Here is a 15,502-nt window from a genome sequence, read left to right as displayed (position 1 = left end):
TCAGGCCCTCCGGCAGCGCACATGCCGGGGGGCTTTTTCATCCCCCTTGCATGACGCACCCCGGCTGAGGCATACGGGGCGTGGGTCCGGGGCGGAGACACGAAAGCGGCACATGACGAACAAGATCGCGCTTTTCCTCGCCCTGCTGATCATCGCGGGACTTGGCTGGGACTACTATTACAACGACATGCAGGCGTCGTTCTTCCTGGCCCGCAAGACAGTCGACCTGATCGAATGGCTGGCCTTCTGGCGCTAGGTCGGGCCCTTAGTCCCGGAAACGCTCTTCCAGCGCCTCCTTGACGGCAGGAGTCACGAAGCGGGTCACGTCACCGTGCAGCCGCGCGATTTCCTTGACCAGCTTGCTGGCAATCGCCTGCCGGCGCGCGTCGGCCATCAGGAACACCGTCTCGATCCGGTCGTCCATTGCGCGGTTCATGCCGACCATCTGGAATTCGTACTCGAAATCCGCCACGGCGCGCAGGCCGCGGATGATCACGCTGGCGCCCACGTCGCGGGCGCAGTCGATCAGCAGGTTTTCGAACGGATGCGCCACGATCTCGGTGCCCGTGGCGGCACTGATGCCGATGCATTCCGCCTCGACCATCGCCACGCGCTCTTCCAGCGTGAACAGAGGGCCCTTGTCGCGGTTGATGGCGACGCCGATGACCAGCCGGTCCACCAGTGTCGCCGCGCGGGCGATGATATCCGTATGACCCAGGGTGATCGGATCGAACGTGCCGGGATAGAGACCGATGCGCATGGGGTCTTCCTTCGTGTCGTGACGACCTGCAAGCAACTACAAACGTTGGGGAATTGCAAGCGACAGCGCCAAGCGGCGTATTTTTGGAACGATGAGACCCGAGGGCGCGCGCCGCGCTTTCGCTATCGGTCGAAAACTCGGGTCGCGCCGGTCGGCCTCAGTGCCCCATCACCATGCTTTCCAGCGCGGCCTTTTCCATCGACAGTTCTTGCAGACGGGCCTTTACAACATCGCCGATGGTGACCATTCCGATCAGCTTGCCGTCCTCGTCGACCACCGGCATGTGGCGAAAGCGGCCATCGGTCATGCGCACCAGGACCGTGTCGGCGCTGTCCTGCTTGGTGCAGCAGACGGGTTTCGGGGTCATCAGGTCCGACACCTTGTCGTTCAGACAGCCCGAGCCCGACGTGGCAAGGCCGCGCACGATGTCGCGCTCCGACAGGATGCCGTCGGCTGTGGTGCCATCGACCGACACGATCAGGCCGCCGATCCGGTGCTTGGCCAGCATCCCTGCGGCCTCGGACACCTTGGTGTCGGGCGTCACGGTGATGACCCTGTCGCTGTCTTTCGATTTGAGAATTTGCTGGACGATCATCCGGGGCCCTCGTTCATTGATGTTCAACCGGACGTCCAGCGTCCCCCAGAACCGTTTTTCTGTCAAGCTTCGGCCTCCAGCCGCGCCACCTCGGCGCGGACACCGTCGCACAGCGCGGTGGCGAAACGGTTCATCCGGTCCAGGCGCCGGTCGTCCTGGTGGCGCACCAGGTAGAAACTGCGGGTGAGGCTGATCTCGTCGGGCAGGACCTTGTCGAGGCGGCGGAAGAACGGCAGCGCGAAGTCGTGCACGATGCCGACACCGCCGCCTTGCTGGATGCAATGGGCCTGCACCGAGACAGAGTTCGAGGCCAGCGCCACCCGGTCCGCCCCGGTCTCGCCCAGGTAATCCAGTTCCTTGTCGAAGATCATGTCGGGAATGTAGCCCACCATCCGATGCGCAGCGAGGTCGTCCACCGACCGGATCTCCGGCGCCTGGCGCAGGTACCAGCGCACTGCGGCCAGGTGCAGCCTGTAATCGGTGATCTTCTGCACGCTCAGGCGCCCGGCCGATGGCGGGCTGACGGCGATCACCATGTCCGCCTCGCGCCGGCTGAGGTTGAAGACCCGCGGCAGGGCCACGATCTGCAGATCGAGGTCCGGGTTGTCCTGGGCCATCTGGGCACAGACCTGCGGCAGGATGAAATTGGCGCAACCATCCGGCGCCCCGATGCGGATCTGCCCCGAGAGGCCGCCCGCCTGCCCCGCCATTTCCTCGTCGGCATCGCGCATCGCCGTCTCGGCGCGGCCCACATGCCCCATCAGGCGCTGGCCCGCGTCGGTCAGCGCATAGCCGGTGGGCGACTTGGCGAAAAGCGGCGCGCCAGTATCCGCCTCCAGCCGCGCGATGCGGCGGCCCACCGTGGCGGGGTCGAGCTTCAGCGCCCGGCCCGCCGCCGACAGGCTCTCGGTGCGCGCCACGGCAAGAAACACCCGCAGGTCGTCCCAGTTCGATACCATGCCCCTGCCCTTCGATCCCGCATGTTGCTTTGCATTCCTGCAAAGCCCTTTTGGAATATTGCCTCTTTTCCCATCAAAAACGCAACGGTAACCTTCGCCCAAACCCGAGGAGAACCGACATGAAAGAGCTGACTCACTACATCGACGGCGCCCGCGTGCCCGGCCAGTCGGGCCGTTTTTCCGACGTCTACAACCCGGCCACCGGCGAAGTGCAGGCCCGCTGCCCGCTGGCCAGCAAGGAAGAATTCGACCACGCGGTCGAAATCGCGGCCAAGGCGCAGCCCGCCTGGGGCGCCATGAACCCGCAAAAGCGCGCAAGGGTGATGATGGAATTCGTCCGCCTGCTGAACCGCGACATGGACAAGCTGGCCGAGACGCTGAGTTCCGAGCACGGCAAGACCTTCCCCGACGCCAAGGGCGACGTGCAGCGCGGTCTTGAAGTGGTGGAGTACTGCATCGGTGCGCCGCAACTTCTGAAAGGCGAGTTCACTGACAGCGCCGGCCCCGGCATCGACATGTATTCCATGCGCCAGCCGCTGGGCGTCACGGGCGGCATCACGCCCTTCAACTTCCCCGCCATGATCCCGATGTGGATGTTCGCACCCGCCCTCGCCTGCGGCAACGCCTTCATCCTCAAGCCGTCCGAGCGCGACCCCTCGGTGCCGATCATGCTGGCCGAACTCTTGGAAGAGGCCGGTCTGCCCAAGGGTCTGCTGCAGGTGGTCAACGGCGACAAGGAAGCCGTGGACGCGATGATCGACAACGAAACCGTGCAATCGATCGGCTTCGTCGGCTCGACCCCCATTGCCGAGTACATCTATGGCCGTGGCTGCTCGAACGGCAAGCGCGTGCAGTGCTTCGGCGGCGCCAAGAACCACATGATCGTCATGCCCGACGCCGATATGGACCAGGCCGCCGACGCGCTCATCGGCGCGGGCTACGGTGCGGCTGGCGAACGCTGCATGGCCATTTCCGTGGCCGTCCCGGTGGGTGACGAGACGGCCGACCGCCTGATCGAAAAGCTGGTGCCGCGCATCGAAAAGCTGAAGGTCGGCCCCTATACCGCGGGCGATGACGTGGATTACGGCCCCGTCGTGACCGCCGCCGCCAAGGAAAAGATCCTGGGCCTGATCGAAAGCGGCGTGCAGCAAGGCGCCGAACTGGTCGTCGACGGCCGCGACTTCAAGCTGCAGGGCTACGAGGACGGCTTTTTCGTCGGGCCGCACCTGTTCGACAAGGTGACCCCGGACATGGACATCTACCAGCAGGAAATCTTCGGCCCGGTCCTGTCGACCGTGCGGGCGGGTTCCTACGACGAGGCGCTGAAGCTGGCCATGGACCACGAGATGGGCAACGGCACGGCGATCTTTACCCGCGACGGCGATGCCGCGCGCGACTTCGCCAATCGCATCAACATCGGCATGGTCGGCGTGAACGTCCCGATCCCGGTACCGCTGGCCTATCACACCTTTGGCGGCTGGAAGAAATCGGCCTTTGGCGACCTCAACCAGCACGGCCCCGACGCCTTCAAGTTCTACACCCGTACAAAGACCGTCACGGCCCGCTGGCCCAGCGGCATCAAGGAAGGCGGCGAGTTCAACTTCAAGGCGATGGACTGATCCATCTGCCTTGAGGATACTGACCGGGCCGCGCGGGCAAACCGCCGCGGCCCGGTTTCGTTTTGGAAGGAGGAACAGGACATGTGGCCCGACACACGGCTTTGCGACCTACTGGGGATCGACCATCCCATCATCCAGGCCCCCATGGCGGGCACCACGACCCCGGCGATGGTGGCGGCGGTGTCGAATGCAGGCGGGCTCGGCTCGCATGGCTGCGCGACGTTATCACCGGAAAAGCTGGCCGAGGATATCGAGGCTCTGGCGGGGGCCACTAACCGGTCCGTGAACCTGAATTTCTTCTGCCACGCGCCGCAGGACATCTCCGAAGATCATCACGCCGCACTGCTCGACGCGATGCACCCGCATTACGACGCCGCCCGCGCCACCCTGCCCGAAGGGATGCCGACCCCCTCTTTCCTGCCTTTCGGCGCGGCGCAGCTGGATTGCCTTCTGGAACGGCCCCCGTCGGTGGTCAGCTTTCACTTCGGCCTGCCCGAGGACGCCGCCATCGCGGCGCTCAAGGACAAGGGCTGCAAGATCCTGTGTTCGGCCACCACCGTGGCCGAGGCCCGCTGGCTGGTGGCGCGGGGCGTCGATGCGGTAATCGCCCAAGGCTGGGAATCCGGCGGACACCGGGGGCTGTTCCTTGAGTTGGAGAATGACGCGCAGGTGGGTCTCTTCTCGCTTTTGCCGCAGGTGGTGGACGCGGTCGATGTGCCGGTGATCGCCGCGGGCGGCATCGCCGACGGGCGCGGGATCGCTGCCGCCTTCGCGCTTGGCGCTGCGGGCGTGCAAATCGGCACGGCCTTCATCACCGCGGACGAGGCCAACCGCAAGCCGCACCACCCCGAGGCGGTGGAGGCCGGCATCGACGAAAGCACCCGCGTGACACGGGCCGGCTCGGGCCGCCCGGCGCGGGCGCACCGCACGCCGTGGATCGACGCAATGGCCGGGGTCGACGCGGCTCCCTTCCCGCTGATGTATCACTACAGCCGCCCCCTGCTCGAGGCCGACGGCCCGGCGCACCAGTTCTCGCTCTACGGCCAAAGCGCGGCGCTGGCCCCATCGGGCGACGCTGCAACGCGGCTGGAAGCGCTCGTCAGTTCGGCACTGGAAACGATGGGGGCCAGGCGCTGACGTCACGGGTCGAACCGCAAGCCACTTCATTGTTTCAAACGCGCCGCGACCAACGGGGGTCTCATGCTCCGCGTTCACGCCTGATTTACAGGTGTCTGTTCAATGATACCGCGACTTGCCGACCGTCAGCTGCGAGAGCAATCGCGCCTCGTTTCGTTTCAGCGAAGGATGTGCCAGCTTGTAACTTTCCGGAAGCCCTCCTTCGGCGAGTTCGGGGAAGAGATCCAGCAGTTCGTGGCGCGCCTCCCGTCCGAGACCCTCCAGCGCGACAGCCCCTGGAAACAGGCTTTCGGCAGGCATCCCGTTTGCCGACAGCACGACATGCTCGGAACACATGACATGGCAGTATTCCACTTCATCAAGCCCATTGTTGATGCGAATGTCACAGTCGTTGACCAGATGCACGGCAGGCACAAACACCTCGTCCTGTCCAGCGCATAGCTGGGCGCGCCAGTCGGCCAGCACGATCCGGTGTTGCTGTGATACCCTGGTGATCCTGAAGGGCATGCCCTCGCCCAAGGCGTCGCGCTCAATATCGACCGGCCGCCATTTTTTGAACGCTTCGGCTCGTGGGATCGACAACTTACGCGACCCGGTCCAGATGATTTCGTGCTCCTCGCCGTAGAAATCGGTGATCCAGTCGCCAACTTGCAGTTCCTGAATCGTCCGCTCGCCGTCAGGGGTCAGTATCAACGTATCAGCAGCAAAGCATACCGGTGTGAACACCTCGTAAGGTGCTGCGGATATATTCACGTTCAGCAAGAGCTGAGCCAAAGCGGGCTGTCCATCAGGATAATGGAAGAATATCTGCCCAGCGGCCTCGAACACGACGACGTCGACTGTCGGTCCCACTCCGATGAATATACCGGCCACTTCTGCGCCACCTGTAGCGCTGCCGCTACCGATGTAATTGATCGGCGCCCCGTTGAAGGTTGCGACACCGTCGTCTGCATTTTCCAGCAGTCCATCGTTGTCTGAAAGCGTCCCGCTCTGGGGCGAGCCAAAGTTACTAAGGACCAAGGTCGTGGAACCGGCGAGCAGATCAGCCGCGAGCACCGAGCCGATATAAGGGATTACAGTAATCGACGAACTAGGCAACTTGGCACCTCTCATGAAGTGCCCCCACACAAATTCAGTATGCTGCAGCCCGCGTCGAAAACAACCTTAGAGATCTTTAGCTAGACTTATTGTTCGTTAATAAAAAAATATTGCTAATAGAATCAACCTTATTTTTATGATTTTTTTCTAGAAACAGTTTGTTTTAATTTCTACCTAAGCGTGCCTTAATTCACCAAAATGAAATAAATTTCCACAGGAGAATAATAGGTCCGAATCGGCCCCTTATGCGTAAGGCCACTTTCGCTTGCGACGCGCAGCCTTTGGCGACGCTAATTCTTTTTACTGCACAGCGCGATCGCCGAACACTTGCCAACTCATACAGTTTGCTGCTGGTATTGATTAAAAGGGAGGGTAGCCATGACCCCAGACGGCCCCGATTTCACCATCGGCATCGAGGAAGAATACCTGCTGGTGGACCGCGACAGCCTCGCCCTGGCCGAGGCACCGTCCGAGATGATGGACGCCTGTGCCGAGGAGTTGCAGGACCAGGTCGCGCCCGAGTTCCTGAAGTGCCAGATCGAGATCGGCACCAAGGTCTGTCGCGACGTCTCCGAGGCGCGCGAGGATCTCAAGCGCCTGCGTGCCTGCGTGTCGAAACATGCCGCCGCGCACAACCTTGTGCCCATCGCCGCCTCCTGCCATCCGTTTTCCGACTGGCGCGACCAGCCGCATACCGACAAGGACCGCTACAACACCCTGAGCGACGACCTTGCCGGCGTCGTGCAACGGATGCTGATCTGCGGGATGCACGTCCATGTCGGCATCGAGGACCCGGACCGCCGCGTCGACCTGATGAACCAGCTCACCTACTTCCTGCCGCATCTGCTGGCGCTCAGCACCTCGTCGCCGTTTTGGCAGGGGCACGACACGGGCCTCGACAGTTACCGCCTGACGGTGTTCGACAACCTGCCCCGCACCGGCCTGCCCCCGCGCATGGAAAGCTTTGCCGAGTTCGAACGCTCGGTCGGCTCGCTCACTGATCTGGGCGTGATCGAGGACGCCAGCAAGATCTGGTGGGACCTGCGCCCGTCCTCCAAGTTTCCGACCATCGAGTCGCGGATCTGCGATGTCCAGCCCCGGATGGAACACACGCTGATGCTGGCCGCGCTGACGCAATGCATCACCCGGATGCTGTGGCGGCTGGCGACGAAGAACCAGCGCTGGCGCATCTACGACCGCTTCCTGGTGGACGAGAACCGCTGGCGCGCACAACGCTACGGCACCCGAGAGGGCCTGATCGATTTCGGCCGCGGCGCGATCGTGCCGATGGCCGAACTGGCCGAAGAACTGCTGGAGCTGATCGACGAGGACGCCCGCTATTTCGCCTGCATCTCCGAGGTCGAAACCCTGCGCGAAGTGATGCGCACCGGCACGTCCTCGACCCGGCAGCGCCGGACCTTTGAAGCGGCAACAGACGCGGGCGCCGCGCCGGAGGCCGCCCTGCGCGCCGTGGTCGAACACCTTGTCGAGGAATTTCACGCCGACCTGTGACATCACCGCACCGATAGGCGCCATACCGCCGGCCCCGGCCTTCAAACCTGCGTGAGCCGGCAAAATCACGCGGGATTTCCCTTAACCTTTCTGCCGATCCGTTTAAATACAGCGGGAATACACGCATTACGGAGCACCCCAATGTCCAAGACACGTCTCACACGCCGCGCAACGCTTCTCGGGGCCGCAGCGGGCCTTGCCGCACCGTCCGTGCTGCTCGCGCAGGACAACGCGCCGCTGTCGTCGTCGGTCAAGCGCAACGCGTCCTCTTTCACGACCCGCGACTGGAACGACTATTTCGACAGCCTGGGCACGGGCCGCATCGTCTGCGACATCAACAGCCGCGCCGTGCATCACTGGAACGCAAGCGGGGTCTATTCGCTTTACCCGTCCTCGGTTCCGATGACCGACGAGCTGACCCGCCGCGGCTATACCGAGATCGTGCGCAAGAAGGTCGGCCCGACCTGGACGCCGACCGAAAGCATGAAGGAGCGCGACCCCAGCCTGCCCGATTTCATGGATGCCGGCCCCGGCAACCCCCTGGGCACGCATGCGATGTACCTCGCCTGGCCCGCCTACCTGATCCATGGCACCCACGACACCCGCAAGATCGGACGCCGCTCGTCCTCGGGCTGCATCGGCCTTTACAACGAACACATCGCAGAGCTGTTCGCCAAGACCGAGGTCGGCACCAAGGTTCTGGTCCTCTGACCCCAAGGGCAACATCGGACATTCGGGAAAGGGCGCGGCACCGGGGTGCGGCGCCCTTTTCATTTGAGGGTGCGGAAACCGACAGCGCTTGATTCCCGGCCGCGTTCTGCGCGACCCTCGGATCATACCTTGCGACGCCGCCGCGAACAGGTTAATTAAACGCACGTTCAATTACTCACCCGGGTAAGACGAGGAGGACCCCGCGATGGATTTCGCGCTCAGCGAGGAACAGACCGCCATTTTCGACATGGCCCATGCCTTCGGACAGGACGCCATCGCGCCCCATGCCCGCGACTGGGAGGCACAGGGCACCATCCCGAAAGAGCTGTGGCCGCAAGTGGGTGAACTGGGTTTTGGCGGCCTCTACGTCAGCGAAGAGTCCGGCGGTGCCGGCCTTTCGCGGCTGGATGCCACGCTGGTCTTCGAGGCGCTCAGCATGGCCTGTCCCTCGGTCGCGGCCTTCCTGTCGATCCACAACATGTGCGCCCGCATGATCGACAATTTCGCCAGCGACGATTTCAAGGCCCGCATCCTGCCCGATGTGATCCCGATGAAGACGGTCCTCTCCTACTGCCTGACCGAACCCGGCTCCGGCTCGGACGCCGCCGCGCTGAAAACCCGCGCCGCGCGCACCAACGAGGGCTACACGCTCAACGGCACCAAGGCGTTCATCTCGGGCGGCGGCTATTCTGATGCCTATGTCTGCATGGTCCGCACCGGCGAAGATGGTCCCAAGGGCATCTCCACCGTCTATGTCGAGGACGGCGCAAAGGGTCTCAGCTTTGGCGGGCTCGAGGACAAGATGGGCTGGCGCAGCCAACCCACGGCGCAGGTGCAATTCGACGATTGCGCCATTCCCGCCGAGAACCTCGTCGGCGAAGAAGGCAAGGGTTTCAGCTACGCAATGGCCGGGCTGGATGGCGGCCGCCTCAACATCTCTGCCTGCTCACTCGGCGCCGCGCAACAGGCGCTCGACATGACCAAGGCCTACATGCGCGAGCGCAAGGCCTTCGGGCAAAGCATCGACCAGTTCCAGGCGCTGCAATTCCGCCTCGCCGACCTGGAAATCGAGTTGCAGGCCGCCCGCGTCTTTCTGCGCCAGGCCGCTTGGAAGCTGGACACCAAGGCGCCCGACGCCACGAAATACTGCGCCATGGCCAAGAAATTCGTCACCGAAGCGGGCAGCCGGATCGTCAACCAGTGCCTGCAACTGCATGGCGGTTACGGCTACCTTGCCGATTACGGCATCGAGAAGCTGGTCCGCGACCTGCGCGTGCACGAGATCCTCGAAGGCACCAACGAGATCATGCGCCTGATCGTGGCGCGGCACATGCTGGCGGAACAATGAGCGACATCTCGATCCGCAAGACCGGCCGCGCGGGCCGCATCACCCTGACCCGGCCCAAGGCGCTCAATGCCATGTCCTATGACATGTGCCTCGCCATCGAGGCCGCATTGGACGACTGGGCCCAAGACGAAGAGGTCGCCCTGGTGATCATCGACGCCGAGGGCGACAAGGCATTCTGCGCAGGCGGCGACATCCAGCAGCTATACGACACCGGACGCGCGGGCGATTTTACCTATGGCCGGACCTTCTGGCGCGACGAATATCGCCTGAACGCCAAGATCGCCGAATACCCGAAACCCTACATCGCCTTCATGCAAGGTTTCACCATGGGCGGCGGCGTCGGCATTTCCTGCCACGGCTCGCACCGGATCGTCTGCGACAGCAGCCAGATCGCCATGCCCGAATGCGGCATCGGCCTCGTGCCTGACGTGGGCGGCTCGCTGATCCTCGCCAACGCGCCGGGACGGCTGGGCGAGTATCTCGGCCTGACCACATCCCGCATGGGCCCGGCCGATGCGATCTATGCAGGCTTCGCCGACACCTACATCCCGCAGGACCAGTGGCCAGACCTGATCGCCAAGCTCGAAGACACCGGCGACGTCCACCACATCAAAAGCGAGACGCCCCCACAGGGTACGCTGAGCGACCAGCAGCCCGAGATCGACGCGCTCTTCGACGGTGCCGACCTGGGCGCGATCGTGACCGCGCTGGAGGCGTCCGATAGCGACCTCGCCGCCTCCGCCCTGAAATCCATGCGCCGCAACTCGCCCCTCTCGATGGCCTCCACGGTGCAAATCCTGCACCGCCTGCGCGGCGCGGGTGGCGATATCCGCCACGCGCTGGAGCTGGAATACCGCTTCACCTTCCGCGCCATGGAACAAGGCGATTTTCTGGAAGGCATCCGCGCCGCCGTGATCGACAAGGACCGCAGCCCCGACTGGCAGCATGACCTCGCCGCACCGCCCACCGCGGCCGCCGAGAAGATGCTCCTGCCACTGGGGCCCGACGCAATGACATTCAAGACCTGAGGGAGGGACCTGACATGAAGATCGGATTCATCGGACTGGGCAACATGGGCGCGCCCATGGCCGCCAACCTGGCCGCCGCCGGACACGAGGTGACCGGCTTCGACACCGCCGGCACCACCGCCGAGGGCGTGGCCAATGCCGACACCGCCGAGGCCGCCGCAACTGATGCCGACGTCGTCATCACCATGCTGCCCAACGGCCAGATCCTGCGCAAGGTGGCCGACACGGTGATCCCGGCGATGAAACAGGGCGCCGTACTGCTCGATTGCTCCACTGTCGACGTGGACAGCGCCCGCGCCGTGGCCGAACAGGCCAACGCGGCCGGCCTCGGCGCGCTAGACGCGCCCGTCTCTGGCGGCATCGGGGGCGCGCAGGGCGGCACGCTCACCTTCATGGTGGGCGGCGACGAAAGCGCCTTTGCCACCGCCAAGCCGCTCTTCGACATCATGGGCCAGAAGGCCGTGCATTGCGGCCCCTCGGGCAACGGCCAGGCCGCCAAGATCTGCAACAACATGATCCTCGGCGCCACCATGATCGTCACCTGCGAGGCCTTCGCGCTGGCCGACAAGCTGGGCCTCGACCGGCAGGCGATGTTCGACGTGGTCTCGACCTCCTCGGGCTACAGCTGGTCGATGAACGCCTATTGCCCCGCCCCGGGTATCGGCCCGAAATCGCCGTCGGACAACGATTACAAGCCCGGCTTCGCCGCCGAACTCATGCTGAAGGACCTGACTCTGGCCATGCAGGCCGCCGAGTCCGCCGACGCCGACACGCCCATCGGCCAGGCCGCGCGCGACCTCTACCGCCGCTTCGTCGAGGACGAAGACGGCAATGGCCGCGATTTCAGCGCGATGCTGCCCCGGTTCGAGAAACGCGGGCACGAGAGTTGAACCGCCTCTTCCTCTGGCCGAAAATATCCCGGGGGAGCGTCGAAACCCCGTTTCGGCGCGGGGGCAGCGCCCCCTTTCCCGGCCCGGTATCCACGCACCGGCGCAACCGGCATGAAGCCGCCGGCGCACCTGACTCTCAGTAACGCTCCTTCTGCCCAGGTGTTATCCGCCAAAGCAGAAAGAGAAACCATATGTGGAAACCCGTCCTGACCGCCTCCATCGTCGCCGTGTCGCTTGCCGGACCCGTGGCGGCCAAGTCGAACGGCTGCCCTCCCGGGCTGGCCAAGAAAGCCGTGCCGTGCGTCCCGCCGGGACAGGCCAAGAAGCACTCGGGGTATGGGCATGATCGCTATGACGGGTACCGCCGGGGCGACGTCATCGAAGGCGATTATATCGTAATCCGTGATCCGGGCCGCTATGGTCTTGACCCCTACGGCACCTATTACCGGGTTGGCGATCAGGTTCTGCGCGTCGATCGCGAAGTGCTCGACCTGATCGGGGCCGCCGCGCGCATCCTGAATTAAATTCAGTGTGCAAGTATCTGGTACTTATTGCCTTTAAGGGCCAACCGATACGCTCGGTCGCCCCGCCACACCGGTGACGTAACCTTCGCACCGCGCCAAGCCGTTGGCCAGCATCACCTGCCCCTCCATACCTTGCGGCAGGCCGCGCCATGCCGCAACCCAGCCATCGAATAGCTTGTTGCCTGCCGTTTCCCCATGGAACGCCTGCACACGTGCTCGCATCTCCGCAGCCCGTTGGCGCAGCTCGGCCTCGAACGCAGCATCATCGTCGGCGAGTTCCAAAACCGCAAACAGCCCGCCGCAGAAACACGGCTCTTCCGCAAATCCGCAATCCGGTCCGCCTTGCGCCCACGCCCCGCAGGGCAGCATCAGCCCCAGCAGGACAAAGGCAAACCGCCTCATTCAGCTGCCACCTTGCGCGCCGCCAGCATGTCCTTGAGGTATCGTCCGGTGTGGCTGCGTTCGACCTCGGCCACATCCTCGGGCGTGCCCACGGCCACGATCTCGCCGCCGCCATCGCCGCCCTCGGGGCCGATATCGACGATCCAGTCCGCGGTCTTCACCACGTCCAGATTGTGCTCGATCACCACGACCGTATTGCCACTTTCCACAAGCTCATGAAGGACTTCCAAGAGTTTCTTCACGTCCTCGAAATGCAGCCCCGTGGTGGGCTCGTCGAGGATATAGAGCGTCCGGCCCGTGGACCGCTTGGCCAGTTCCTTTGACAGTTTCACCCGCTGCGCCTCGCCGCCCGACAAGGTCGTGGCCTGCTGGCCCACCTTGATATAGCCCAGTCCCACGCGCATCAGCGCATCCATCTTCTCGCGTATGCTCGGGACCGCCTTGAAGAACTCCTGCGCATCCTCGACCGTCATATCAAGAACGTCCGCTATGCTCTTGCCTTTCCACTGGATTTCCAGCGTCTCGCGGTTATAGCGCGCGCCATTGCAGGTCTCGCACGTCACGTAAACGTCGGGCAGGAAATGCATCTCGATCTTGATCACGCCATCGCCCTGGCACGCTTCGCAGCGACCGCCCTTGACGTTGAAGGAAAACCGCCCCGGCTTGTAGCCACGCGCCTTGGCCTCGGGCAGTCCGGCAAACCAGTCGCGGATCGGCGTGAAGGCGCCTGTATAGGTTGCCGGGTTCGAACGCGGCGTGCGCCCGATGGGCCTCTGATCGATGTCGATGACCTTGTCCAGGTGCTCCAACCCCTTGATCGTCTCGCAGGGGGCGGGCGTCTGCCGCGCCCCGTTCAGGCGCATTGAGGCCGTCTTGAACAGCGTCTCGATGGTCAGCGTGGACTTGCCGCCACCGGACACGCCGGTCACGCAGACGAATTTGCCCAACGGAAACTCGGCATCGACGGATTTCAAGTTGTTGCCGGTGGCCTTGATGATCTTGATCTGCTTGCCATTGCCCGGCCTGCGCTCTGCGGGTACGGCAATCTCGCGCATGCCTGACAGGTACTGCCCGGTGATCGAGTTCTTGTCGGCCGCCACCGCCTCGGGCTTGCCATGGCTGACCACGTCGCCCCCATGCACACCCGCACCGGGGCCGATGTCAAAGACGTAATCGGCGGTGCGAATGGCCTCTTCGTCATGCTCGACCACGATCACCGTGTTGCCTTGGTCGCGCAGGTTCTGAAGCGTCTGCAACAGCCGCCCGTTGTCGCGCTGATGCAGCCCGATGGAGGGCTCGTCCAGAACATAGAGCACCCCGGTCAGACCAGACCCGATCTGGCTGGCCAGCCGGATCCGCTGGCTTTCCCCGCCCGACAGCGTGCCGGCATTCCTGCTGAGCGTCAGGTACTCCAACCCCACGTTGTTCAGGAAGCCCAGCCGCTCGCGGATCTCCTTCAGGATCGCCCGCGCGATCTCGTTCTTCTGCGGCGTCAGCGCGTCCGGCACCGTCTCGCACCAGTCGAACGCCTCGCGGATGGACATCTGCACCACCTGCCCGATATGGCGCAGGTCATCCGGCTTGCCGATCTTCACGGCCAACGCCTCTTCCCGCAGGCGATAGCCGCCGCAGGTGCCACAGGGCCGGTTGTTCTGATAGCGCTCGAACTCCTCGCGCACCCAGCTCGAATCCGTCTCGCGATAGCGCCGCTCCATGTTGGGGATCACCCCCTCGAACACGCGGGACACCTGGTAGACGCGCCCGCCCTCGTCATAGCGGAACTGGATTTCCTCGTCGCCCGAGCCATGCAGGAACACCTGTTTCACATGCGCCGGCAGATCGCGCCACGGCGTGTTGGCGTCGAATTCGTAATGCCGCGCGATGGCCTCGATGGTCTGCAGAAAATAAGGGCTTTTTCCCTTGCGCCATGGCGCAAGCGCGCCGTCATAAAGCTTCAGAGCGGCGTCGGGCACCACCAGTTGCTCGTCAAAGAACAGCTCCATCCCCAGCCCGTCACAATCCGGGCAGGCCCCGAACGGCGCGTTGAACGAAAACAGCCGCGGCTCGATTTCGGGAATGGTGAAGCCGCTGACCGGACAGGCGAAATTCTCGCTGAACGTGGTCCGCTCCGGCTCGCTCTCCTTCGGCGCCGTCTCGAAAATCGCGATGCCGTCGGCAAGGTCCAGCGCGGTGCGGAAACTGTCCGCCAGCCGCGTGCCGATGCCGTCCTTCACCACGATCCGGTCGACCACCACGTCGATGTCATGGCGGAACTTCTTGTCCAGTGTCGGCGGCTCGTCGAGATCGTAGAACGTGCCGTCCACCTTCACCCGCTGAAAGCCCTGCTTGCGCAGCTCCAAAAACTCCTTGCGATACTCGCCCTTGCGGTCCCGCACGATGGGCGCCAGCAGGAAGGCGCGCGTGCCCTCTTCCATCGCCAGCACCCGGTCGACCATGTCCTGCACCTGCTGCGCCTCGATGGGCTTGCCGGTGGCGGGCGAATAGGGCGTGCCGACCCGCGCGAACAGCAGCCGCAGGTAGTCGTAGATCTCTGTCACCGTGCCGACGGTCGAGCGAGGGTTCTTGCTGGTCGTCTTCTGCTCAATCGAAATCGCCGGGGAAAGACCGCTGATATGGTCCACGTCCGGCTTTTCCATCATGTCCAAGAACTGCCGCGCATAGGCCGACAGGCTTTCGACATAGCGCCGCTGCCCTTCGGCATAGATCGTGTCGAACGCCAGGCTCGACTTACCCGACCCCGACAGGCCGGTGATCACCACAAGCTCGTTGCGCGGAATATCCACGTCGATGTTCTTGAGGTTATGCTCGCGCGCGCCCCGTACTTCGATGTTCTTCAGCTCGGCCATACTGCCCCCGGTCTCTCACCCGTTGACAGATAGTTTACGCCGCCAATTCTTC

Annotated in this window: 15 protein-coding genes; 9 read left to right on the top strand and 6 right to left on the bottom strand. The window is 63.9% G+C overall.

Translation table 11 applies throughout. From position 1 onward, the window contains the following. The first annotated feature begins 112 nt into the window (after positions 1-112). The gene (locus FIU85_RS22120) at positions 113-256 is read left to right on the top strand and encodes a hypothetical protein (protein WP_172978096.1); all 144 of its coding nucleotides are present in this window, start codon (positions 113-115) and stop codon (positions 254-256) included. A 9-nt stretch (positions 257-265) separates the two neighbouring features. On the opposite strand, the gene coaD is transcribed toward FIU85_RS22120, so the two are convergent. The 3 genes from coaD to FIU85_RS19710 form a co-directional block, all read right to left on the bottom strand. Continuing rightward, positions 266-760 carry a pantetheine-phosphate adenylyltransferase gene (gene coaD / locus FIU85_RS19720; protein WP_152492731.1) on the bottom strand — a complete coding sequence of 165 codons (495 nt, stop codon included), beginning with the start codon at positions 758-760 and terminating at the stop codon, positions 266-268. Between the two features lie 157 nt (positions 761-917). Then, positions 918-1,355, bottom strand: a complete 438-nt coding sequence (locus FIU85_RS19715) for a CBS domain-containing protein (RefSeq protein ID WP_152498335.1) — start codon at positions 1,353-1,355, stop codon at positions 918-920. 62 nt (positions 1,356-1,417) lie between these two features. Beyond that, on the bottom strand, positions 1,418-2,314 hold the full coding sequence (locus FIU85_RS19710) for a LysR family transcriptional regulator (RefSeq protein WP_152498112.1): 897 nt from the start codon (positions 2,312-2,314) through the stop codon (positions 1,418-1,420). A gap of 119 nt (positions 2,315-2,433) precedes the next feature. On the opposite strand from FIU85_RS19710, the gene FIU85_RS19705 reads away from it, so the two are divergent. Beyond that, positions 2,434-3,933, top strand: coding sequence for a CoA-acylating methylmalonate-semialdehyde dehydrogenase (locus FIU85_RS19705; protein ID WP_152498111.1), 1,500 nt, complete (start codon positions 2,434-2,436; stop codon positions 3,931-3,933). A gap of 81 nt (positions 3,934-4,014) precedes the next feature. Beyond that, complete coding sequence (locus FIU85_RS19700; RefSeq protein ID WP_152498110.1) at positions 4,015-5,070, top strand: nitronate monooxygenase family protein; 1,056 nt, start codon at positions 4,015-4,017, stop codon at positions 5,068-5,070. A gap of 99 nt (positions 5,071-5,169) precedes the next feature. Here the strand turns inward: FIU85_RS19700 and FIU85_RS19695 are convergent, their stop codons facing one another. Next, positions 5,170-6,183 (bottom strand): Hint domain-containing protein, encoded by a 1,014-nt coding sequence (locus FIU85_RS19695; RefSeq protein WP_152498109.1) that lies wholly within the window; start codon positions 6,181-6,183, stop codon positions 5,170-5,172. 363 nt (positions 6,184-6,546) lie between these two features. Between FIU85_RS19695 and FIU85_RS19690 the strand changes: the two genes are divergently transcribed. The 6 genes from FIU85_RS19690 (at position 6,547) to FIU85_RS19665 (ending at position 12,181) form a co-directional block, all read left to right on the top strand. Beyond that, positions 6,547-7,680 carry a carboxylate-amine ligase gene (locus FIU85_RS19690; RefSeq protein WP_152498108.1) on the top strand — a complete coding sequence of 378 codons (1,134 nt, stop codon included), beginning with the start codon at positions 6,547-6,549 and terminating at the stop codon, positions 7,678-7,680. Positions 7,681-7,821: 141 nt separating this feature from the next. Continuing rightward, entirely contained in the window at positions 7,822-8,391 is a 570-nt protein-coding gene (locus FIU85_RS19685; RefSeq protein ID WP_152492736.1) for a L,D-transpeptidase, read from the top strand. A gap of 205 nt (positions 8,392-8,596) precedes the next feature. Beyond that, complete coding sequence (locus tag FIU85_RS19680) at positions 8,597-9,739, top strand: acyl-CoA dehydrogenase family protein (RefSeq protein WP_152498107.1); 1,143 nt, start codon at positions 8,597-8,599, stop codon at positions 9,737-9,739. After that, positions 9,736-10,767, top strand: a complete 1,032-nt coding sequence (locus FIU85_RS19675) for an enoyl-CoA hydratase/isomerase family protein (protein WP_152498106.1) — start codon at positions 9,736-9,738, stop codon at positions 10,765-10,767. The genes FIU85_RS19680 and FIU85_RS19675 overlap by 4 nt, the downstream gene beginning before the upstream one ends. 14 nt (positions 10,768-10,781) lie before the next feature. Next, positions 10,782-11,657 carry a 3-hydroxyisobutyrate dehydrogenase gene (gene mmsB / locus FIU85_RS19670; RefSeq protein WP_152498105.1) on the top strand — a complete coding sequence of 292 codons (876 nt, stop codon included), beginning with the start codon at positions 10,782-10,784 and terminating at the stop codon, positions 11,655-11,657. Positions 11,658-11,848: 191 nt separating this feature from the next. After that, on the top strand, positions 11,849-12,181 hold the full coding sequence (locus FIU85_RS19665; RefSeq protein WP_152498104.1) for an excinuclease ABC subunit A: 333 nt from the start codon (positions 11,849-11,851) through the stop codon (positions 12,179-12,181). Positions 12,182-12,214: 33 nt separating this feature from the next. On the opposite strand, the gene FIU85_RS19660 is transcribed toward FIU85_RS19665, so the two are convergent. Both FIU85_RS19660 and uvrA read right to left on the bottom strand, forming a co-directional pair. Continuing rightward, on the bottom strand, positions 12,215-12,583 hold the full coding sequence (locus FIU85_RS19660) for a hypothetical protein (RefSeq protein WP_152498103.1): 369 nt from the start codon (positions 12,581-12,583) through the stop codon (positions 12,215-12,217). After that, complete coding sequence (gene uvrA, locus FIU85_RS19655; protein WP_152498102.1) at positions 12,580-15,450, bottom strand: excinuclease ABC subunit UvrA; 2,871 nt, start codon at positions 15,448-15,450, stop codon at positions 12,580-12,582. Before uvrA ends, FIU85_RS19660 begins: the two co-directional genes overlap by 4 nt. Positions 15,451-15,502: the final 52 nt, after the last annotated feature.

The organism is Roseovarius sp. THAF8 (assembly GCF_009363735.1).
In the GTDB taxonomy this organism is placed as follows: Bacteria; Pseudomonadota; Alphaproteobacteria; order Rhodobacterales; family Rhodobacteraceae; genus Roseovarius.
This window is presented reverse-complemented; position numbering and strand designations above follow the sequence as displayed.